The 20,418-nt window shown below is 59.1% G+C and carries 16 protein-coding genes and 1 pseudogene; 3 read left to right on the forward strand and 14 right to left on the reverse strand.

The features are described 5' to 3' along the window. Positions 1–286: 286 nt before the first annotated feature. From ACQ4OB_RS10345 to ACQ4OB_RS10395, 11 genes and pseudogenes are all read right to left on the reverse strand, one after another. Entirely contained in the window at positions 287–622 is a 336-nt protein-coding gene (locus tag ACQ4OB_RS10345) for a hypothetical protein (RefSeq protein WP_146011621.1), read from the reverse strand. A 16-nt stretch (positions 623–638) separates the two neighbouring features. Next, on the reverse strand, positions 639–836 hold the full coding sequence (locus ACQ4OB_RS10350; RefSeq protein ID WP_074875509.1) for a hypothetical protein: 198 nt from the start codon (positions 834–836) through the stop codon (positions 639–641). A 166-nt stretch (positions 837–1,002) separates the two neighbouring features. Beyond that, the gene (gene arsJ, locus ACQ4OB_RS10355; protein WP_430955638.1) at positions 1,003–2,217 is read right to left on the reverse strand and encodes an organoarsenical effux MFS transporter ArsJ; all 1,215 of its coding nucleotides are present in this window, start codon (positions 2,215–2,217) and stop codon (positions 1,003–1,005) included. 9 nt (positions 2,218–2,226) lie between these two features. After that, the gene (locus ACQ4OB_RS10360; RefSeq protein WP_430955640.1) at positions 2,227–3,231 is read right to left on the reverse strand and encodes an ArsJ-associated glyceraldehyde-3-phosphate dehydrogenase; all 1,005 of its coding nucleotides are present in this window, start codon (positions 3,229–3,231) and stop codon (positions 2,227–2,229) included. 159 nt (positions 3,232–3,390) lie between these two features. After that, positions 3,391–3,753 carry a metalloregulator ArsR/SmtB family transcription factor gene (locus ACQ4OB_RS10365; RefSeq protein ID WP_074875503.1) on the reverse strand — a complete coding sequence of 121 codons (363 nt, stop codon included), beginning with the start codon at positions 3,751–3,753 and terminating at the stop codon, positions 3,391–3,393. Between the two features lie 8 nt (positions 3,754–3,761). Beyond that, positions 3,762–3,833 (reverse strand): annotated as a pseudogene (locus ACQ4OB_RS10370) (arsenate reductase ArsC); the annotation flags it as partial. 187 nt (positions 3,834–4,020) lie between these two features. Beyond that, the gene (locus tag ACQ4OB_RS10375; protein WP_074875501.1) at positions 4,021–4,830 is read right to left on the reverse strand and encodes an energy transducer TonB; all 810 of its coding nucleotides are present in this window, start codon (positions 4,828–4,830) and stop codon (positions 4,021–4,023) included. Then, on the reverse strand, positions 4,827–5,273 hold the full coding sequence (gene tolR, locus ACQ4OB_RS10380) for a protein TolR (RefSeq protein WP_430955641.1): 447 nt from the start codon (positions 5,271–5,273) through the stop codon (positions 4,827–4,829). The genes ACQ4OB_RS10375 and tolR overlap by 4 nt, the downstream gene beginning before the upstream one ends. A gap of 13 nt (positions 5,274–5,286) precedes the next feature. Further along, positions 5,287–5,988: a protein TolQ gene (gene tolQ / locus ACQ4OB_RS10385; protein ID WP_074875499.1), complete on the reverse strand. Its 702-nt coding sequence runs from the start codon at positions 5,986–5,988 to the stop codon at positions 5,287–5,289. A gap of 96 nt (positions 5,989–6,084) precedes the next feature. Continuing rightward, positions 6,085–7,998, reverse strand: a complete 1,914-nt coding sequence (locus ACQ4OB_RS10390; RefSeq protein ID WP_430955642.1) for a phytase — start codon at positions 7,996–7,998, stop codon at positions 6,085–6,087. A 41-nt stretch (positions 7,999–8,039) separates the two neighbouring features. After that, positions 8,040–10,568, reverse strand: a complete 2,529-nt coding sequence (locus tag ACQ4OB_RS10395; RefSeq protein WP_430955643.1) for a TonB-dependent receptor — start codon at positions 10,566–10,568, stop codon at positions 8,040–8,042. A 346-nt stretch (positions 10,569–10,914) separates the two neighbouring features. Here ACQ4OB_RS10395 and ACQ4OB_RS10400 point away from each other — a divergent pair, with 346 nt between their 5' ends. Together ACQ4OB_RS10400 and ACQ4OB_RS10405 are read left to right on the forward strand one after the other, a co-directional pair. Then, entirely contained in the window at positions 10,915–11,829 is a 915-nt protein-coding gene (locus ACQ4OB_RS10400) for a GGDEF domain-containing protein (protein WP_074875492.1), read from the forward strand. 9 nt (positions 11,830–11,838) lie between these two features. Next, positions 11,839–12,876 (forward strand): AraC family transcriptional regulator, encoded by a 1,038-nt coding sequence (locus tag ACQ4OB_RS10405; RefSeq protein ID WP_074875490.1) that lies wholly within the window; start codon positions 11,839–11,841, stop codon positions 12,874–12,876. Between the two features lie 128 nt (positions 12,877–13,004). Here the strand turns inward: ACQ4OB_RS10405 and fabF are convergent, their stop codons facing one another. From fabF to ACQ4OB_RS10420, 3 genes are read right to left on the reverse strand one after another with little or no spacing between them, the layout of a single operon-like run. After that, the gene (gene fabF / locus ACQ4OB_RS10410; RefSeq protein WP_430955644.1) at positions 13,005–14,303 is read right to left on the reverse strand and encodes a beta-ketoacyl-ACP synthase II; all 1,299 of its coding nucleotides are present in this window, start codon (positions 14,301–14,303) and stop codon (positions 13,005–13,007) included. Positions 14,304–14,349: 46 nt separating this feature from the next. Next, positions 14,350–17,499 carry an efflux RND transporter permease subunit gene (locus ACQ4OB_RS10415; protein WP_430955645.1) on the reverse strand — a complete coding sequence of 1,050 codons (3,150 nt, stop codon included), beginning with the start codon at positions 17,497–17,499 and terminating at the stop codon, positions 14,350–14,352. Then, on the reverse strand, positions 17,496–18,605 hold the full coding sequence (locus ACQ4OB_RS10420) for an efflux RND transporter periplasmic adaptor subunit (RefSeq protein WP_430955646.1): 1,110 nt from the start codon (positions 18,603–18,605) through the stop codon (positions 17,496–17,498). Before ACQ4OB_RS10420 ends, ACQ4OB_RS10415 begins: the two co-directional genes overlap by 4 nt. A gap of 220 nt (positions 18,606–18,825) precedes the next feature. Between ACQ4OB_RS10420 and ACQ4OB_RS10425 the strand changes: the two genes are divergently transcribed. Beyond that, complete coding sequence (locus ACQ4OB_RS10425) at positions 18,826–20,286, forward strand: efflux transporter outer membrane subunit (RefSeq protein WP_430955647.1); 1,461 nt, start codon at positions 18,826–18,828, stop codon at positions 20,284–20,286. The last annotated feature ends 132 nt before the right edge of the window (positions 20,287–20,418 follow it).

The raw sequence follows: 20,418 nt of genomic DNA on the forward strand, positions 1-20,418 counted from the left end.
GCACCGCTTTCGACCGAGAAGATCGAACCGTCAAAAGCGCCAAACAACCCTGCTCTTTCAACTCCTTCTGGGCTTCGATGACCTGAAGCAACTCGCTGTCGAAAACCGCATAACTCATTGTTTACCAAGGAGTTTTCCGTTTCGACTGCACCGGAAGTGGGGCGAATTATAGACTTCCAGGATCTGCCGTCAACCATTAATTACACTTTTCTATTAAGCATTTGGCTGGGTGCCACTCAACACCGCTATTACGGGAAAGTGCACCGGAGCGGTCGGGCTATCTCAGTTACCGCATATTGTCAGCTGACGACGTCTCTTCATCCGCCTCTGGCATGTTTCTCTCGGCCGGATCTCTCCAATCTTCAGGACGTTCGTCCTTTGGCCTTTTTAAAGGATCGGGCTGGCCTGGATCATCAGGACGCTGCGGCTCCTCGGAACCTGGCTCAGGCTTGGACGGAACAGAACCTTGTGTTCGATCTTCAAAACTCGAATCAATGGACATACCCACCTCGCAATTGAGGTCCAGCTTTTCTGGGCCGTACACATTTGAATTCTGCGTTAGCGCGGGGTGCAGTCCAGTTGATGAACGGGCTTGAAAAACCGGCGCTTGGGCCAGGTTCATGAACGACACGCAAGCGTCAAGGCTCTGGATGCTCGCTCGACACTGAGTTGGTGGCATCCACATCGGCCATTTCTTCATCGACAGGCGCTTCGTCGTCTGGAGGCAGCGGAACCTCAGGTTCTTTCTCGTTGGAATCATGTCCTGTTTCGTTATCAGTGCCGCCCGTTACGCCCTGCTGAGATTTATTTCCAGGAGCATTCTCATCAATGTCCATGCTGGCTCTCCGTTCTGATACACGGGAAGTCCGTGCTTGTATTTGAGAGATGACAACGTATTGGCAAGTGCCAAGCATTGGACGAACGGACAAACAAAAAAAGGCGCAATGGCTGCTGTCGCCCCTCTCAGGACACCGCGCGACATTTATAGAAGAAAAGATCGCTCTACACCGAATGCTTGGGCAGCCAGATAGAAATCAAGGCCGCGAGCAGCACGAAAGCGCTCGATATCCATAAGCAGGCCTCCAATCCATGCAGCTGGTACACCCAGCCTGAGAGCACCGTGCCGATAAGACGGCCCATGGCGTTGGACATGTAGTAAAAGCCCACGTCCAGCGATACCCCTTCTTCCTTGGCATAGGACACGATCAGGTAGCTGTGCAGCGACGAATTCACCGCGAACAGCGCTCCAAAAACCATCAATCCACCCAACAGCACCACCTGTTGCGACGGCCCAGCATTCAACCCCAGCGCAATGGCCGCAGGTAGTCCTGCCAAGGCAAGTGCCCATAGAAATGCCGCACGACCATCCGGTACGTGCCCACGTTTCTTGCCGGTAATGTTCGGAGCGAAGGACTGCACAATGCCGTAACCGATCACCCAAGCTGCGAGGAAACCGCCAACCTTCCAGAAGTCCCAGCCGAAAACACTGCTCAGGTAAACCGGCAAGGCCACCACAAACCAGACGTCGCGGGCACCGAACAGGAACATCCGCGCTGCTGAGAGGATATTGATCGCCCGGCTCTTGGACAGGATGTCGCGAAACCTGGGCTTGACTTTGGCCTTGCCCAAGTCCTTCTTCAACAGGATCAGGCTGCTGATCCAGATCAGCGTCAGGACGCTGGCCATAGTCAGCAACGCACCTTTAAAACCAATCAGCGCCAGCAAGGCTCCGCCGAGAAAGAAACCGATGCCCTTGAGTGCGTTCTTCGAGCCGGTGAGGATCGCCACCCACTGGTAGAGCTTGCCCTGCTGCCCATCGGGGACCAGGAGTTTGATAGAGCTTTTGGCACTCATCTTGTTCAGGTCTTTGGCAATTCCCGACAGTGCCTGAGCGCCCATCACCCAGGGAATGGTCAGCCAAGCCACCGGAACGGTCAGCATCAGCAGCGCCGCGACCTGAATGCCCAGCCCGATGTTCATGGTTCGGTTCAACCCCAGACGGGCGCCGAGGTAGCCACCCACAAGGTTGGTGATAACGCCAAAGAGTTCGTAGAACAGAAACAACGCCGCGATTTGCAGTGGGCTATAGCCCAACGCGTGAAAGTGCAGCACCACCAACATGCGCAATGCGCCGTCGGTGAGCGTAAAAGCCCAATAGTTGCCCGTAACGAGCAGGTACTGCCGCACTTCCGGAGCGAGGGCTGACAACGCTTTCATGACCGCTCCTTAGACTGCCAGACCGACCATTTTGGCCAGTTCGACGGTGCGATTGGCATAACCCCATTCGTTGTCATACCAGGCATAGAGTTTGACCTGGGTGCCATTGATGACCATGGTCGACAACGCATCGATGATCGATGAACGCGGGTCAGTACGGTAGTCGATGGACACCAATGGACGCTCCTCGAAACCGAGAATGTCTTTCAGCTCGTTCTCGGAAGCGTCTTTGAGGAACTGATTTACCTCTTCGACAGTGGTGGCTCGCTCGACTTCAAAGACACAGTCAGTCAGCGAAGCGTTGGCCAGCGGTACGCGTACGGCGTGACCATTGAGGCGCCCACGCAGCTCCGGAAAGATTTCGGCAATAGCGGTGGCCGAACCCGTGCTGGTTGGGATCAGACTCATACCGGAGGCACGCGCACGACGCAGATCCTTGTGCGGCTGATCGAGGATGCTCTGGGTGTTGGTCAGGTCATGGATGGTGGTGATCGAGCCGTGGCGAATGCCCAGCTTTTCGTGGATCACTTTTACCACTGGCGCCAGGCAGTTGGTGGTGCACGAAGCGGCCGTGACGATGCGATGTTCATCCGGTTTGAACAGCTGATGGTTGACGCCCATGACGACGTTCAACGCGCCTTTTTCCTTTACTGGAGCGCAGACCACCACACGCTTGACGCCCTGATCCAGGTAGGCCTGCAACACCGCCACGGTTTTCATCTTGCCGCTGGCCTCGATCACCAGATCGCAACCCGACCAGTCGGTGTCGGCAATGGCTTTGTTCGCCGTTACTTTGATCCGTTTACTATCGATGACGACGCTATCGCCTTCGGCGCTGGCTTCGTTGTGCCAACGACCATGCACCGAGTCGAAGTTGATCAGGTGCGCATGGGTTATCGCATCGCCTGCCGGATCGTTGATCTGCACGAACTCGAATTCCGGCCAGTTCCAGGCAGCTCGCAGGGCTAGGCGACCGATCCGACCAAAGCCATTGATTCCAACTTTGATGGTCATATTGTTGTGCTCCGTATCTGTAGTCAGTGAGAGTTCGACTGGGTGTCGAACTGGCCGATGAATTGCCTGAGACGCGGATGGTGCTGCGCCCATGCGGTTTTGAATGCTTCACCGGGAGCTTGATCGTCTTCTACCGGCAGGTGAAACCACTTCAACGATCTAGCTTTTACAGCAGGCGAGTGCCCGCTCAGGACGGTCGCCCATTTCATCAAGGCGTTTGGCGTCAGGGCTCAACCAACGCTTATTGCTTTCGAGCACAGTGGTCAGCACTTGATGGACCCAATCAGGAAGATTCGGGTGCAGTCGGTAATACACCCATTGGCCTTGCCGACGGTCCGACAGCAAACCGCAATTACGCAGCTGTGCCAGGTGTCTGGAGACTTTTGGCTGACTTTCATTCAACGCACAGGTCAGCTCACAAACACAAAGCTCTCCTTCACGAGTGATGAGCATCATGGTGCGCACCCGAGTGTCGTCAGCCAGGCATTTGAAAACAGTGGTCGGTGTCAGATGGTCAGCCATATCGTTTCTCAGTGTTTGTTTTTGACCTGGACGAACATCTTGATGCGCTCATGAATTTCGTGAAGGGTGTGACGGAAGGCGGATCTACCTGAACAGGAAGTCTCAGCTCATATACGGCTTTCCGAATATATGATTTATCGTATATCAGGTAAAGACTCAGCGGCAGATTGATCCATTAAAGGGACCTGACCCTGCCGAGCGGACTAATAAAAGCCAGAAACAGGGTCCAGCCATGGCGCATGACATGGCGTTGATGCGGCGCCCTTCTTATTTGATCCGATAATGGAACGTATTGCGCACGGCCGGCACCGGAACTGCTTGACCGTCGACGATTCGCGGTTGGTAACGGAAGGTGTTGGCGGCGGCCAGCGATGGACGAATAAACAGCGGATGGCAACCCTCAAGCACTCTGGGACTCTCGACTTTGCCCTGCGGGTTGACGGTGTATTCCACAGAGCAATCACCCTCTATGTTCTTGTCCAGAGCCCGCTGCGGATAGTCCGGCGCTTCCTTGCTCAAAGGCAAATATTGACGACTGTCGGCCGCCTTCTGTGCGGCCAGTTGGCGCGAGCGTTCGGCCGCCAGTCTGGCCTGCTCGGCGCGTTGTGCTTGCTGCTGGGCGAGTTCGCGTTGCTGTTGTTCGGCCTCACGGTTACGTCGTTGCGTCTCCTGACGCTCGCGCTGTTGCTCGGCTTGCTGCTCGCGTTTTTTATCGTCGACCCGTTTGCGCGCCAAGGCTGCCTGTTCGAGTTTTTTTTGTATCTGGAGCTGCGGATCGACAGCAGGTTTGATCGACTCGACGGGGGCGGCAGCAACGGGCTCGGGTGGAGCTGGCTCCGCTGAAGCTGGAACCGGTTCGGGTGCCTGCGGCTGCGGCGGCAACATCACCAATTGGGTTCTCAACACAGTCGGCTGCGTGGCTGGCGTTTTTTCCAGCGACCAGCCGTGTACCAACAAGGCCAGGACAATGACGTGCAGCGCCCCGGCCAGCCCCGCCGCCAAACTGTTTTGCCAGAACCCGCTGCGAACACTGCGCTGCAGCGAAATGGTCGAAGTGTGCATGATCATCGCCGTCATTGCAGAGCCTCGGTCACCAGCCCGAGGTTGCTGACCCCGCCCTGCTGCAACGCCGCCATCGCCGAGACCACACTGCCATAACCGGCGTCCTTGTCGGCGCGGATAAAGACCTGTGTGTCATGCCGCTCACTGACAATCTGCGCGACCTTTGCCCGCATGTCGTCGAGTGTCACGGCGCTGTCGGTCTGGTGCTGGGTATCGAGTTCACCGCCGAGGTTCCAGTAGTAACCGCCCTCGGCCTTCACCGACAGGGTCAGGATTTGCTGACGCGTGTCAATGGCGAGGGCTTCACTGGCCACCTTGGGCAGGTCGATCTTCACTCCCTGAGTCAGCATCGGTGCGGTGACCATGAAAATCACCAGCAGCACCAACATCACATCGATGTACGGCACGACGTTCATTTCGGCCTTCGGCCCGTGCTTGCGTTGCGGTCTGACCAACATCTTCATTCTCCTCTCAGGCTGCGGCGGCCAGGTTCAACGACTTGCCGTGCAACGTGCGATGCAAGCGCACTTGAAGCTCATTGCCGAAGGCGTAGTAACGGGTGAGCAAGGTCTGGCTGCGGGAGGAAAAACGGTTGTAGGCAATCACCGCCGGAATCGCCGCAAACAGGCCGATGGCCGTGGCGATCAGCGCTTCGGCGATGCCCGGTGCCACGGTCGACAGCGTTGCTTGCTGCACCTGAGACAAGCCGAGAAACGAGTTCATGATTCCCCAAACGGTACCGAACAGGCCGATGTAAGGGCTGACCGAACCGACAGTCGCTAGGAACTGCAAGCTTTTCTCCAACTGCACTTCCTGCTCGCTGATGGCAACGTACAACGCGCGCTCCACTCCTTCGAGCACCACGTCGGCGGCATTGCCCGTGTGCTGATGAAGATGATTGAACTCGTGAAGCCCGGCGTGAAATATCGGCTCGACGCCGTTCTCGCTGTCAGCCGTCTCCCGGTACAGCGGCAGCAGATCCGTCGTATCGCGAAAGCGCTGCACAAAAGCGTTCATCTGCCGTTCGCGCTGTTGCAGCACGCGACTGCGCTGGATGATCAAGTACCAACTGAGCAACGAGGCCAGCAACAGGGTAAGCATGACCGCTTTGACCAACAGACTGGCGTCGCTGATCAGCCCCCAGATCGTCATGTGTTCGAGTGTGGCCTGCATGGTGAAACTCCTTGTCTGATGCTCGCGGGCCGCCGACGCGCGACGGCTGTTGAGCTATTCGATGAAAAACGGATGACGGGTTGATGACAGCTCGGGTCAAGGCAACTTCAGGGCCTGGGTGACTTCGGCCCACGGCACAAATTTGAAGTTCTGCGTTTGCTCGGGCATGCGTTTGCGGCCGTCCTGCACCACCAGCATGCCTTGACTCCAAGGCCCGCCGAGGTTCACCGAGGTGACCTCCAGGCCGTCGGTTTCCGCCGCACCGTCGATGCCGAGCTCGGCGTTCAAACCGACGCGAAAGGCGCCGCGCGAAGCAAACGGTGGCTCGGCATCCAGCACCAGGTAGCTGTCGTTGCCTTGGCTGGAGATCACCAGATAGTCGTGAGCCGCACTTTGATAGAGCGCCAGTCCTTCCACATCGGCCTGCAGTTGCGGCCCGACCTTGATTACGCTGCTCAATGTCGCCGGTTGATCGGCGCGGGCATCCACCGCCCAGACGCCGACGTCTTCTTCACCGAGAAACAGTCGTTGGCGCTGGTCGTCGGCCACGCACCCTTCGGGTTGGCTATCGACCTTGAACTGACGCACCAACTCACCATGCACCGTGCCGTTCGGCGCGTTCAGGCGGTATTGCAGGAAGGTGCCGTCCTTGTCATTGGCAATGGCGTAGAGCTCACCACTCGCTGGCTGAAACAGGCAGATGCCGTAGATGTCCTTGAGTGGCGTGGGGATCTCGCCAGCTTCGCGCAGCTCGCCGCTATGACGGTCGATGCTGAACAGGCTAAGGCTGTTGCGATCGCGATTGCTGGCCACGGCGAGGTCGACCGTCTGCTGGCCGAGTTTGAAATTCGGTCGCACGTCGACGTTGTTCAGGCGTCCGACCGGCAGGTCCTGCAGCAACTTGCCTTGCAGGTCGTACGCCAGCAGCCCCTGCTTTTTATTGGTGCCCAGCACACGGCTCAGGGAGGGTTGCTGGGGGTGAATCCAGATCGCCGGATCGTCCGCCGCATCGCCCTGGCGCCCGACCGGATCACTTTGACTCAGCGCTTTTACGCTTGGCAGCACTGGCGTCAACGGCATCGGCGTAGGCTGCCAGTCGAGCACGCCTTGATACAGTCGGCCGTCGTCATCGTCACGCAGCAGTATTTGCAGGCCTTTATCGGTTGGGCGCAGGGCGAGGCTTTCCGGTTCGTTCAAGCCTGGCAGCGCCAGGATTGCCTGAGCTGACCAGCGTTCACCCTGCTGCTGATAGAGGTGCAATTGCGCCGCTTTCGGGTCGAGCGCGACAATGCCACCCGGCACCAACGCCATGGCGCCTGCGGTTTTTTTGATCTCGCCGAACGGTTCACGCATGGCCACCGGGCTGCGCGTGACATCGGCTTCGGGATGCGCCGGGTAGGCCCACCATCCGACGTTTTCCTCGTTGACCAGCAACTGATTGACGCCATCGTCGACCTGGCAATCCGTTGCCGAAGGCGGCAGCGGCAAACCGCGCACTCGTTGTGGCTGGGAGTTGAGCGTCGCGCCATTGCCCACCAGCCATTGCTCGCCCTTGCCCTCCTCGCCCACTAGAAACAGGAACAGGTTGCTCGCATCGTCGCGGTACAGGCACAGACCATTGACCGGGTAATCGCGCGGCGGCAGATAAACCGGTTGACCCCATGTGCGCTTACGCGGATCAAGGCTGACCAACAGTGCTTGCTGACGATTGTTGTCGAGGCTCGCGACCAACACTTGTTGGCCGGCGGCGCGGCTGTCCACGCCATTGAACGAGCCCTTCAAACGCAGCTGTTCCTTGCCTTGCGCATCCAGCAAGAGCAAGCCGTCACGCTCGCTGGCGGCGAGGCGTTCGCCGTCGGGGCTGGCGGGCAGAAACGCCACGGCGTCGACCGACAGGTTCGGTGCCCAGGGTTTCAGAGACAGGGTCGGCGCAGCCGCCAGCACCTGGCCGGTGGTCAGGCAAATCAATGCAGCCAACACGTGGCGCTTGGGTAGAAACGAAATACTCATGAACAGGCAAAGTCCTTGTCGTAAGAGAGCTGCAACGGGGCTTAGAAGTGGGTGAAGGTCAGGCCGAGCTTGTAGGTCGGGCCATATTCTTCGTACTGGCCGTTGTAGGAGCGGTTGCCGGTGTAAACGAAATAGGGCTCGTCGGTGAGGTTCTGCGCCTCGAAGCTGACCTGGAGGTTTTTGGTCAGCGAGTAACGAGCGCTGAAGTCGACAAAGGTCTGGGCATCGACGTGCAGGTCGTGGGCCTTGTCATTGATCGAGGCGAGCTCAAAGAGGTAATCCGACTTGTAGTTGGCCGACAGGCGCAGGCTCAGCTTGTCGTCCTCCCAACCGAGCATCAGGTTGCCGACCGTATCGGCCTGATTGGGCAAATCGATGCTGCGCTTGCGATTGATACCGCTGGCAGCGTCGAAGCCTTTGATCTCGGCATCCGATCGGCTGAAGGTGGTGTTGGCGCCAACCAGCAGGCCGTTCCAGGGCGCCGGCAGCCAGTCGAATTTCTGTGAGTACGCCAGCTCCAGGCCATAGAGTTTGGCGCTGTCGCCATTGGCGAACGTGTGGGCTTCGGAGAAATCGACCCAGGCACCCGAGCCTGCCAGGTCGGTGTTGTAGACGAAGTTCTTGATGTCCTTGTAGAACACGAACGCCGAGACGGTGCCGGCGCGGCCCATGTAGTGCTCGATACCGAGGTCGAGATTGCTCGACTCCAGCGGTTTGAGTTCCGGGTTGCCAAACGTGGCCTCGTCATCGTCGATGACAAACCCGGGCGCGAGCTGGCCGAAAGTCGGGCGCACCACGGATTTGGTCCAGGCCGCACGGACCTGAGTGTTCTTGTCCAGTTGATAGCGTGCGTGCAGCCCCGGCAACCAGTGGTGATAACGGCGCTTGGTCTCGGTGGACTGGAACTCACCGTCGGTCACGCCGGTGCCCTTGGCTTCGAACTCGGTGCCCTCGTAGCGCAGGCCGGCGATAAAGCGCCAGTCGTCGATATCGAGGGTGTTCATCAGGTAACCGGAATTGATGTCCTCGCTGATCTTGAAGTCGTTGACCCGCGATTCGGTCTCGTCATAGAAATCCGCTTGATTGAGGCCGCCGATCAACTGCTTCACCGCACTGCCACTGATACCCGGCCCGAACTGGCCGAGACGGTAGTCGACATTGCCCTTCTTGAATTGCGTCAGATTGAGTTGGTCATCACTGAATCCGAGATCGTCGAAGTCTTCATAGACCCAGGCGTCGAGGTTGTTGTCCTTGTTGCGCCGGCTGACCTTGCCACCGAATTTGACCTGGGACGCATAGCCTTTGAAGTCATAGTCGCGAGCGAGATCCAGGCGCAGGTTTTTCTCGGTGTCGGTGGTTTTCTGTTTTTCCCAGTCGACTTTGTCGAGGCTGAAATTGCTCGGGTCGTAGAAGGCCTGGCCAATGATCGGCCGTGGCTTGTCGTTGTCGTAGAAACCGCTGTCGGTGAAGTTATCAATACCGGCGAATTTGGCATTGGCGATGTGGCCCGGGCTGTCTTCGCTGGAGCGGCTGTAACCGGCCTGGCTGCTGACAGTCCAGAGGCCGAACATGCGCTCGCCACCGAAAACGTAGGACTGGATTTCCTGGGTCTCTTCGCGCTGCTTGAGTTTGCGCGAACCTTCGGCGTCACCCAATTCGCCTGCGGCCTGTGGATCGGCGAATTCGAAGCTGGTGGAGTTACGCGTTTCGCTGTCCTTGTAGCGGCTGTAAAGCGTGCGCAGGTAATAGCTGCTGAGGTCATCGGGCTTGTAATCGAAGTTCAGGCCACCGCCAGCACGTTCGCGGCTGATGTCGTAGTCACGTTGCTCGAACTCCTCAAGTTTGGCGCCCTGCTCGAAATCCCAGGCACCGCCGGTTTCGACGTTGTCCGAGCCGAAGTCGCGCTTCTGCCAGCTCAGCGCGGCGGCGACACCGAAGTTGTCGATGCCATCGCCGAGACTGAAACGGTCACTGACGGCGCCGGAAAACTTCGGGCTGGTCTGGTGGGTGTTCTTGTCATAACTGGCTTCGCTGCTGCCGGTGTAGAACAGGCCCGTGTGATCGAAGGCCGAGAGGCTTTTCACATCAACGGTGCCGCCCAGCGAGTTGGCATCCATGTCCGGGGTCAGGGTTTTGATCACCGACAAGGACTGCACCAGTTCCGAGGGCAACACATCGAGGGCCACGGCGCGGCGTTCGCTTTCCGGCGACGGCACCAGCGTGCCGTTGATGGTCACGCTGTTGAGGTCCGGCCCCAGACCGCGCACGCTGACAAACCGTCCTTCGCCCTGATCACGCTCGACGCTGACTCCCGGCAACCGCTGCACCGCTTCGGCGACGTTTTCGTCCGGCAATTGAGCCACGCCGTCAGCATGCACCACGCTCTTGATGCTGTCGGAGTTGCGCTGTTCCTTCAGCGCCTGATCGATGCTCGCAGCCTGCCCGACCACTTCGACGTGTTCAGTGTTGGGTGCGGTTTCAGCGGCGCTCAGGCGTTCGCTGGCCATTGCCATGGCCAAGGCGGTGAGCGTAAAGCTGACGATCCCGGCGGTGCTGCTGCGCTGGTACATGGTGGTCCTCCCCAGAGTCCTGTAAACGCCAGGCAAGTGGCCCGGCAACTGGGAGGGCACGCTAGGGTCGACGGATGACAGTCCTGTGACACAGGTTGGCGGGAAGCGCTTTAAACCGGGGGTTTTACCGGTATTGCGGCACACATTGAGCTGATTTGACCTGTCACCGCCAGCCACCACTCAACTCCCCGCACCTGCCGAAGGCTGCGTGAGGGTATTCAGGGCATCGGCAGACAGAAAACTGCGCAGGGCCATGAGCTGATTCGACCTCAAACCCCGGTCACATCGCTGTCACAAACATCTGCTGTGCTGACGCGCATTACCTCTTCGCCAAAGGATCACGGCCATGTTTTCAGTGCTCAAACCCCATCGTTGGAAACTCGCGCTGCTGCTGTTGGCGGCGAACATGGGATTGCTGCTGCACCTGGCCTGCGGTGAGCTGAAAAGTGTCAGCGAATGGGTCTGGCTGGACATCATCGGCGAAGGGGGATCCGCGCTGCTCGCGCTGGTCTGGCTGGGCCTGGTGCTCAAGAGTCGTCCGGCCGGGCGCGTCACCAATTACCTGGCACTGGGCTTGAGTTGCATCTTTTTTTCCTGGTGGATCGATAGCCTTGACGAGTTCATCCGCCTGCCCGACAGCATTACCTGGGACCACTGGCTGGAGTCCGGGCCGATGCCGGTGGGCATGATTCTGCTGACACTCGGCATCTATCACTGGCACCGCGAACAACTGGCGATCAGCGCGCAAATGGAGAAGCGTGAAAGGCTCTTTCGCGAACACCGGCTGTTCGACAAACTCACCCCTTTGGGCGGTGCCGATTACCTCAAACGCCAGTTGATCAGCAGCCTTGAGGACAGCCAGGGTCAAGCGCAACCCTTGTCATTGCTGGCGCTGGACATCGATAACTTCGCGGCGATCAATCAGGCGTTCGGGCATGCCGAAGGCGATGCCGTATTGCAGGCGCTCAGTCATTTGCTGCTGCTCAACCTGCGCCGCCAGGACCTGCTCTGCCGACTGGCCGGCGATCGTTTCGTGGTGTTGTTGCCCAACACCGGTGAGAGCCAGGCACGCTTGCTGGCGCTGGAACTGCAACAGGCAGTACAAGGGCTGGCCCACAAAACCCGACAACACGGCGAACGCATACACCTGTCGGCCAGCACGGCAGTGGTCATGGCCGTGGAAGAAGCGCCGGACGCCCTGCTCAAACGCCTCAATCTGGCACTGGCCCGGGCCAAACAGCCCTTGGCAAAAATTGCCTGAGGCCCGCTCATGACCCTGAAAAATACCTGGTTCGAAGCTGACAGCCGTTTCATTCCCGGGCATTACCAACCCGCAACCCTGATTGATCTGGCGCTGTCCCGGGACATTGACAGCCATCGCCTGCTGCGCGGGACTGGACTGTTTCATGAGGACATCCTGGCCGGCCAGACTCGTCTCAGCCCGCAACAATTTCTAGGGTTGATCGGCAATAGCCGGCGCTTGCTGGATGCCGATGACAGCAGTTTTTTGTTCGGCCAGCGCTTGCTGCCGGGGCATTACGGCCCTGCCAGCCACGCCCTGCGACACGCGCAAAACCTGCACCAGGCCCTCGACACTCTGGTGCAACAGCAGGCGGTGCTCTGCCCGCTGGCCACGCCGCGGCTGGTGCTGGACGAAAAGCATGCCTATTTCTACTGGCTGGACAGCTGCGGCGCGGGCGAGCAATGGCGTTTTTTGCTGGAGGCGAGCATGACCTCAATCGTTGCCATGAGCCGGTCACAGAGCGGCCAGCGCCTGCCGTGGGAATGCAGCTTCAGCCATGCCGAACCGCGTTATGTCGAGCAGTACTGGGTGCACCTGGGCGAGCACACACAGTTCAAACGCCCGCTGGACCTCATGCGCATCCCCCGGGAATTTCTCGCCCAATCCTGGCCCGACGCCTCGGCCACCGCGGGCCAGGTCGCCCGTCAGGAAGCCCACCGACAAATCGAACAATTGGGCTTTGCCTCAAGCTTCATCGATTGTGTTAACCGCTACCTGCAAAGCCACGTGCGCCAAGCTCCCAACCTCGAACAAGCCGCCCAGGCCTTCGCCATGAGTCCCGCCACGCTCAAGCGCAAACTGCAAAAACACGACACCGGATTTCAACAGCAGGTGGATTTGGTGCGCAAGCACGTGGCGCTTTACCTGTATCAGATAAAGGGATTCAGTAATGAACAAGTGGCGGACTATCTGAGATTCAACGATGCAGCTAACTTCCGGCGCTCCTTCAAACGCTGGACCGGCAGCACGCCCAACCTGATTCGCGAGATGTTCAATACCCGTTGAGGTCGGATTTGTGTGTGTGTGTGTGTGTGTGCGACAGAATGTAGCCAAACCAGATCGCCGTAATACGAACATAAGCTGTCTGGATCCCCTGCACCCACTGCTCAGCTCCGGTTGTCGTCATTTGAGCGTCACACTTCTGACTCCGGATCCCAACGGCGAAACAGCACGCTGGCGTTAACACCGCCGAAACCGAACCCATTTGATAGCGCATGCGTGATCGACAACTGCCGAGCGTTGAGTGCGACCAGGTCAAGGCCGCCGGCCGCCTCATCGGGATGATCGAGATTCAGTGTGGGCGGCACCACCTGGTCGCGAAGCGCTAGTACGGTGAACACAGCTTCAATGCCTCCAGCCGCTCCAAGCAGATGCCCGGTGGCGGACTTGGTCGAGCTGATCGCGACGCTTGAGTCGCTCCCGAATATCGAACGAATCGCTGCCAGTTCGCCTTTGTCACCGACCTGCGTAGAGGTCGCATGTGCATTGATATGCTGAACATCGGCAGGACTCACAGCCGCCTGGCGCAGTGCCTGTTCCATGGCGCGGCGTGCACCGCTGCCGTCCTCCGGCCCCGCCGTCAAGTGATAGGCATCGGCGCTGGTGCCGTAACCGACCAGTTCCGCCAGTGGTTTGGCTCCACGAGCCAACGCATGCTCCAGTGACTCGATCACCAGCAACCCGGCACCTTCGGACATGACGAAGCCGTCACGGTCGCGATCAAAGGGACGTGAAGCCTGCTGCGGGTACTCGGCAAAGCCTGTTGATAGCGCGCGGGCCGCCGCAAAACAACCCAGGGTTACACGGTCTATCGCGGCTTCGGTACCGCCGCATATGGCGATATCCGCCTCACCGCTTCTGATGATTCTGGCCGCATCGCCGATGGCTTGTACTCCAGCAGCACAGGCTGTTACCGGAGCGCCGAGCGGGCCTTTGAATCCGTTCCGAATGGATACGTGCCCGGCCGCCATGTTGGCGAGAAAAGACGGCGCAGTGAATGGCGACAATCGGCGAGGACCACGCGCATCGGTGGTGCGGACAGCGTCGGCTATCGCGCCAAAGCCACCCACGCCCGATGAAATGATCGTGGCGGTCCGCTCCTGGTCTGTGACTTCTATCGGATGCCAGCCTGCCTGCTCCAGAGCTTCGTGCGCTGCCACAAGTGCAAACTCGATGAAGCGATCCATCTTCTTGCGATCCTTGGCCGAGATGATGCGCTCCGGGTCGTAACCCGCGATGGCATCATCTTCCAGAGACGGCACCTGGCCGCCTACTGCAACGCCCGTACCCTCAGTAATATCGTCGGGCAGCTTACGGATGCCAGAGCGCCCAGCCAGCAGTCTCTTCCAGACTTCTTCTACTCCGCACCCCAGAGGCCCGACAATTCCGACGCCCGTGACCACGATTCGCTTTTGACCTTCGAGATTAATCATTGAACCCTCTTCATTTTTCAGTCGACGCCCACGCTATGGCCTATGGCTAAAGCTTTGTGGTGAGGTGAACGGCGAGAGGACGCGGTGGTGTCCTATCCACCAGGTTTGCTTGCTTACTCGCTGTTTCAGTTTGACCCGTATTGTCTGGACGGATCTTGAACCAGATGGCGTACATCGCAGGCAGGAACACCAGCGTCATGATGGTGCCGACGAACGTACCTCCGATCAGCGTGTAGGCCAGCGTCCCCCAGAAGACGGAATGGGTCAGCGGAATAAACGCCAGGATTGCCGCGAGTGCTGTCAGCAGTACCGGGCGGGCACGCTGTACCGTGGCTTCGACCACTGCGTGAAACGGGTCCAGCCCTTCTTGCGCGTTGTGATGAATTTGCCCAATCAGAATGAGCGTATTGCGCATCAAAATGCCCGACAGCGCGATCAGCCCGACCAGGGCGTTGATACCAAACGGCTGCTGGAAGATCAGCAGCGTTGGCACCACCCCAATCAATCCCAGCGGCGAGGTGAAGAACACCATGATCATTGCCGAGATAGAACGCACCTGGACAATGATAATCAGCAGCGTCAGGGCAATCATGATGGGAACCAGCGGCACTATCGCCTGACCGGCCTTGCCCGATTCCTCGATCGCACCCGCCTGCTCGATCCGGTACCCGGCAGGCAGCTTGTCTATGATCGGCTGCAGCTCCTTCATGATCACGCTCGAGACGTCCGGTGGCTGCAAGCCTTCGGCAATGTCGCCGCGCACGGTAATGGTCGGCGTGCGGTCACGGCGCCTAAGGATCGGATCCTCCATACGCACATCCACCTCTCCGACCTGGGACAGAGGGATACGCTGACCCGCCGCGCCCACCAATGTGAAGCCTTCAATCCGGGCGGGATCGAGCCGGATGTCCCCGGCGGCGCGCCCCACCACCTGCACTGAACGAATGCCTTCACGAACCGCCGTGATCGGCACTCCGGTCAGCAGGAATTGCAACTGCTGGGCGACTGCACTGGATGTCAGTCCAACCGCCTGCAAGCGATCCTGATCCAAGCTGAAATGCAGCGTCGGCGTCAGAGGGCCCCAGTCGCTGTTGACCGTCCTCATCATCGGGCTGGCTTGCATGACATCTTGCACACGACCCGCAATCTCGCGCAGCTTCGTCGGGTCCGGCCCCATCACCCGGTAGGCAACCGGGAATGGCGAATACGGACCGAACACAATTTGAGATGCCCTGACTCGGGCCTCTGGGGCGAGGCCTGCAGCGACCGCTTCGCGAAGACGGAACTTGAGGGTTTCACGCGCCTCCTGACTGTCCGTTAGCACCACGATCTTGGCGAACGATGGATCGGGCAGTTCTGGCGCCATCGCCAGGAAGAAACGCGGCGCGCCCTGCCCGATATAAGCCGTGACGATTTTTGCCTCTTCCTGCTGTTGCAGCCAGGCCTCGACCTTTGCCGCAGTGGCACTGGTCTGCTCGATGGAGGTTCCGTAGGGCATTTGCACCTCGACCATCACCTCGGGACGGTCCGAGGTCGGGAAGAACTGCTTCTTCACCAGGCTCATGCCCAGAACTGCCACGAAAAACAGCGTGATAACCGTGCCGGCCACCAGCCATTTACGGGCGATGACGCGTGTCAGAACCCGGCGGAAGCGGTTGTAATGGGGAGTGTTGTAGATAGCCGCATGCCCACCCTCGACCTTCTTGATGTCCGGCAACAACTTCACTCCCAGGTAAGGGGTGAAAGCCACCGCGACGACCCAGGAAGCGATCAGAGCAATGCCGACGATCCAGAACATGTTGCTGGTGTACTCGCCGGCAGTGGACTGGGCGAAACCGTTGGGCATGAAGCCAATCGCCGTTACCAGCGTACCGGAAAGCATCGGCGCGGCCGTATGACTCCAGGCATACGCGGAAGCTTTGATTCGGTCGTAGCCCTCCTCCATTTTCACTACCATCATTTCGATAGCAATGATGGCGTCGTCCACCAGCAGTCCCAGCGCCAGAATCAACGAACCAAGGGTAATACGGTCAAAATTCTTTCCGGTGGCCGCCATCACCACAAACACGATCGCCAGCGTCAACGGAACCGCCGCTGCGACCACGACGCCTACCCGCCAGCCCATGCTGAGAAAGCAGACCAGCATCACCACCAGCAGCGCGACAAAAAATTTGACCATGAACTCGCCAACGGCCGAGTCAATGTTCACGGCTTGATCAGTGACCTTGGTCAGCGTCATACCCAGCGGCATGCCTTCATTTATCTTCGTCGTTTCGGCGTCCAGCGCCTTGCCCAGGTCCAGGCCATTCCAGCCCTCGCGCATTATGACCCCCAGCAACAAGGCCTCTTCGCCCTTATTGCGCACCAGGAAGGTTGCGGGATCTTCATAACCACGCTCGATTGTCGCCACGTCGGCGAGTTTGAGCGTGCGCCCCTGAACCGCAATGGGTGTGTCCCGAATCTTCTGCACCTTATCGAAGGCGCCATCCAGCCGGAGGAAGACCTGTGGCCCATTGGTTTCGATCGAACCGGCGGGTGTGAGCACGTTTTGATTATTCAGCGCGGCAAAGAGGTCCTGGGGAGAAACGCCCAAGGTGGCCAGTCGGTCATGGGAAAAGGACACAAAGATGCGCTCGGCTTGCTCACCGATGATGTTGACTTTCTTTACACCCGGCACATGCAACAGTTGTTGGCGTAACGCCTCAGCATCACGCACCAACAGTCGCTGCGGCTCGCCTTTGGCTTTGAGGGCGAACAGCGCAAACGTCACGTCCGAATACTCGTCGTTGACCAATGGCCCGATCACACCCGCCGGTAGCTTGGTGGCTTCGTCATCGAGCTTTTTGCGCGCCTGATAAAACTCTTCCTGCACCTGTGAGGGTGGCGTGCGATCCAACAACGACACCATGGTGAAAGCGAGACCGGGCCGCGTATAGGTTTCCGTGCGGTCGTACCATTTCAGTTCTTGCAGGCGTTTTTCAAGTGGCTCTGCTACCTGATCCTGCATCTCCTGCGCCGTGGCGCCCGGCCACGCGGTAATGATCGTCAACTGCTTGACCGTAAACGGCGGATCTTCCGCACGCCCCAGCTGGAAGAACGCCAGGGTGCCTGCAACGGCAATCAGGAAGATCAGAAACACCGTAATGGAGCGCTCACGAACGGCGATCGCGGAAAGATTGAAGCGACCCTCGCTCATGGACGCCCCTCGGCAACTTTTTCGTCATCCTGTTGAGGCAATCTCACCTCTTCACCTTCGCGCAACAGATGTGCGCCTAACGCTACGATCTGCTCGCCGACTTTGAGGTCGCCCGCGACTCGCACTGTGTCGTCGCTCAAGCCCAGGACTTGTACAGATCGCCAGGTCACCTTCGCCGGTGTACCGGCGATCACCCACACGCCCGTGCCTTGGCCTGGGTCAAAAACGGCAGCGATCGGTACTTGCAGCCCCTGCCCTTGCGTGATGACTTCAGCGATCCGAAGTGTGACGGTCGAACCTATCGGTGCATTGGCCAACGCGCCCTCAAGCACGTACCGCGCCTCGAAGGTGCGTGTCATTCGGTCGGCCGAGTCAGACAGCAGCCTGAGCTTTGCTGTAACAGCATCCGTGGAATTGCCATAAAGCGTCGCCTGCGCAGTGGATCCTGCTGCGGGGCGCAACGTCTCGGGCAGGTGCACGATGGCTTCGCGCTGTCCTGCCCGCGCCAGTCGAACCACGGGCTGTCCCGGGCTGACAACTTGTCCTGGCTCGGCGAGCGTCTCCACCACCACGCCGTCGGAATCGGCAAGCAGCACCGCATAACCAGAAGCATTACGGGCAACGTCAGCCTGCGCTTCTGCAGCGCCAAGCTGCGCCTTTGCGGTATCCGCTGCGGCTTTGATCTGGTCGTAGGCCGATGCAGAAATAGCGCCTGCGGCAACCAGACTGCGGTATCGCGCCTCGTCATCTGCTGTCTGCTTGGCTCGGGCCCGTGCGGCTATGACCGACTCTTGCTGCGCTCGCGCCTGCAACCCCAGGTCGATTGGGTCAAGGCGCATGAGTGGCTGACCACGCTTAACGGTCTGACCGGTGTCAACCAGACGCTCAAGCACCTTGCCTGATACCCGAAAGCCCAGGTCGCCCTGGACGCGGGCAACCACGACACCACTGAAAGAACGCGAGACATCGGACGAAGCCTGAACAGCAGTGGACCTCACCAAAGGGGCATGCGTGCGTGGATCGTCAACGGTGGATGAGTCGCCACATGCCGTCAGGACGAGAGGCAACAAGCAAGCGGCAATGGGGAAAGGTCGAAGCCGGCGCATAGGTTCCCTTACTTAAACAAATAGGACAGGCGTCATATTCTCAGTCTAGTGACCATTTATGTCAACGGTCACACGCTATGAAGTTCTAAGCCCTTCCACCTCAGCGGCTAATTCGCCGTATACGCTGAGTCAAATTCGAACTTGACTGAACAAGCGTCGATTGACAGGAAGTGACCATAACGTAATATGGTCACAAACATGCTCAATTGAAGGAGCCTCAATGCCTCCCCTCCGCCCCGTTGCTCTCTTGGTGAGTGCCAGCTTGATGACAGGTTGCGCGGTCGGTCCGGACTATCACCGTCCGGACGCCCCGCTTTCGGACCGTTACTTGGGTCAGCCTTCTGTCGAACAGAGGCCTGGGGTGACGCCTGCCAGTCTTGTCGCCTGGTGGGAAGGCTTTGGTGATCCACTGCTCGCCGACTTCGTCTCCAAGGCACTTGAGCAGAACCTGGATCTGGCGCAGGCGTCGGCGCGAGTAACCCAGGCACGGGCAGGACTAGGCGCCGCAAATGCCGCTTTATTACCCTCGGGAAACATCAGCGGCCAAGCCGCGCGTTCCTACCAGTCAATCGAGACCCCGCTCGGCCAGGTGTTGAACTCAACCCCTGGCTATGATCGGTACGGAAGTTCCTACGAGGTCAATCTCGATGCCAGTTGGGAGGTGGACGTCTTTGGCGGATTGCGACGCGGACGCGAGGCTGCACTGGCCGAGTACCAGGCTTCCGAAGCGGGTGTCGCTGCCACACGACTGGCCATCGCCGCGCAAACCGCCGATATCTACATCACTATCCGCGGATTGCAGACCCGGTTGGACATTGCGAACCGACAAGTCAAAACGCAGCAGGAGCTGCTAGAAAAAGTCCAATTGCTCTACAGCAAGGGCCTCGCCGCCAACTATCAGGTTCGTCAGACTGAGGGGGCACTATCGCAGGTCCAAGCGACAGTACCGGCCCTGCAGACCGGCCTGGATGCTGCCATGAATGCACTGGACGTCATGCTCGGCACGCCGCCAGGCACTCACCGCATGCAATTGGCAAATACGGGGAACATTCCTGTAGCGCCGCAGATAAAGGCCACGGGATCGCCGGCCGATCTGCTGCGCCGCAGGCCAGATCTCATTATTGCTGAGCGCCATCTCGCAGCCTCAAATGCACGCATCGGGGAGGCGATTGCCGAGTACTACCCGAAATTCTCCCTGAGCGCATTGCTGGGCAGTGCCACGGCTGTATCCGCAGGCTACCTTTTTACCGGCGGAGCCAGCCAGTCGGCGGGCGTATTGGGGCTACGCTGGAGACTCTTCGACTTCGGTCGCATAAACGCCCAGATCGACCAAGCCAAGGGACAGGAAGCCGAAACCCTGGCCGCTTACCGTCAGTCTGTGCTGCGCGCCACCGAGGATGTCGAGAACGCGTTCTCCGCACTGGTAAATCGGGAAGCTCAAGCAACCACCCTCACCGGGGGAGAGGCGTCTCTGACGCAAGCTCGCCAATCGTCGTTCATTGCCTATCAGAAAGGTACGGCCAGCCTGATCGATGTCCTTCATGCCGACGAGACGATGCTGCAGGCTTCCGATGCAAGGGCGCAAGCACGAACGGAATCGGCACGGGCGGCGGTCGCGGCATTCAAAGCGCTTGGTGGCGGCTGGCAACCTCCTGAAGCCCAGCCTGTAGCGACCCGATGACTTAACCGGATGACGCGGCACTTAATGCACGCCCCCTCTTCTTTCAGCTACTACCCAAACCCGAGAGCGGGCTTCGCTCACTGACTGACGAGATGAAGCATTAGAAGAGAGGAACCGCCCTGTTTACTCATG

It is taken from the genome of Pseudomonas sp. ES4 (genome assembly GCF_050586665.1).
In the GTDB taxonomy this organism is placed as follows: Bacteria; Pseudomonadota; Gammaproteobacteria; order Pseudomonadales; family Pseudomonadaceae; genus Aquipseudomonas; species Aquipseudomonas frederiksbergensis.

Bases quoted from the DNA above. Each gene is read 5' to 3' on its own strand.
- ACQ4OB_RS10405 (WP_074875490.1), top strand. From the start codon at position 11,839: ATGACCCTGAAAAATACCTGGTTCGAAGCTGACAGCCGTTTCATTCCC.
- ACQ4OB_RS10400 (WP_074875492.1), top strand. From the start codon at position 10,915: ATGTTTTCAGTGCTCAAACCCCATCGTTGGAAACTCGCGCTGCTGCTG.
- ACQ4OB_RS10415 (WP_430955645.1), bottom strand. From the start codon at position 17,499: ATGAGCGAGGGTCGCTTCAATCTTTCCGCGATCGCCGTTCGTGAGCGC.
- ACQ4OB_RS10345 (WP_146011621.1), bottom strand. From the start codon at position 622: ATGAACCTGGCCCAAGCGCCGGTTTTTCAAGCCCGTTCATCAACTGGA.
- ACQ4OB_RS10375 (WP_074875501.1), bottom strand. From the start codon at position 4,830: ATGACGGCGATGATCATGCACACTTCGACCATTTCGCTGCAGCGCAGT.
- fabF (WP_430955644.1), bottom strand. From the start codon at position 14,303: ATGATTAATCTCGAAGGTCAAAAGCGAATCGTGGTCACGGGCGTCGGA.
- ACQ4OB_RS10425 (WP_430955647.1), top strand. From the start codon at position 18,826: ATGCCTCCCCTCCGCCCCGTTGCTCTCTTGGTGAGTGCCAGCTTGATG.
- arsJ (WP_430955638.1), bottom strand. From the start codon at position 2,217: ATGAAAGCGTTGTCAGCCCTCGCTCCGGAAGTGCGGCAGTACCTGCTC.
- tolQ (WP_074875499.1), bottom strand. From the start codon at position 5,988: ATGCAGGCCACACTCGAACACATGACGATCTGGGGGCTGATCAGCGAC.
- tolR (WP_430955641.1), bottom strand. From the start codon at position 5,273: ATGTTGGTCAGACCGCAACGCAAGCACGGGCCGAAGGCCGAAATGAAC.
- ACQ4OB_RS10365 (WP_074875503.1), bottom strand. From the start codon at position 3,753: ATGGCTGACCATCTGACACCGACCACTGTTTTCAAATGCCTGGCTGAC.
- ACQ4OB_RS10420 (WP_430955646.1), bottom strand. From the start codon at position 18,605: ATGCGCCGGCTTCGACCTTTCCCCATTGCCGCTTGCTTGTTGCCTCTC.
- ACQ4OB_RS10350 (WP_074875509.1), bottom strand. From the start codon at position 836: ATGGACATTGATGAGAATGCTCCTGGAAATAAATCTCAGCAGGGCGTA.
- ACQ4OB_RS10360 (WP_430955640.1), bottom strand. From the start codon at position 3,231: ATGACCATCAAAGTTGGAATCAATGGCTTTGGTCGGATCGGTCGCCTA.
- ACQ4OB_RS10395 (WP_430955643.1), bottom strand. From the start codon at position 10,568: ATGTACCAGCGCAGCAGCACCGCCGGGATCGTCAGCTTTACGCTCACC.
- ACQ4OB_RS10390 (WP_430955642.1), bottom strand. From the start codon at position 7,998: ATGAGTATTTCGTTTCTACCCAAGCGCCACGTGTTGGCTGCATTGATT.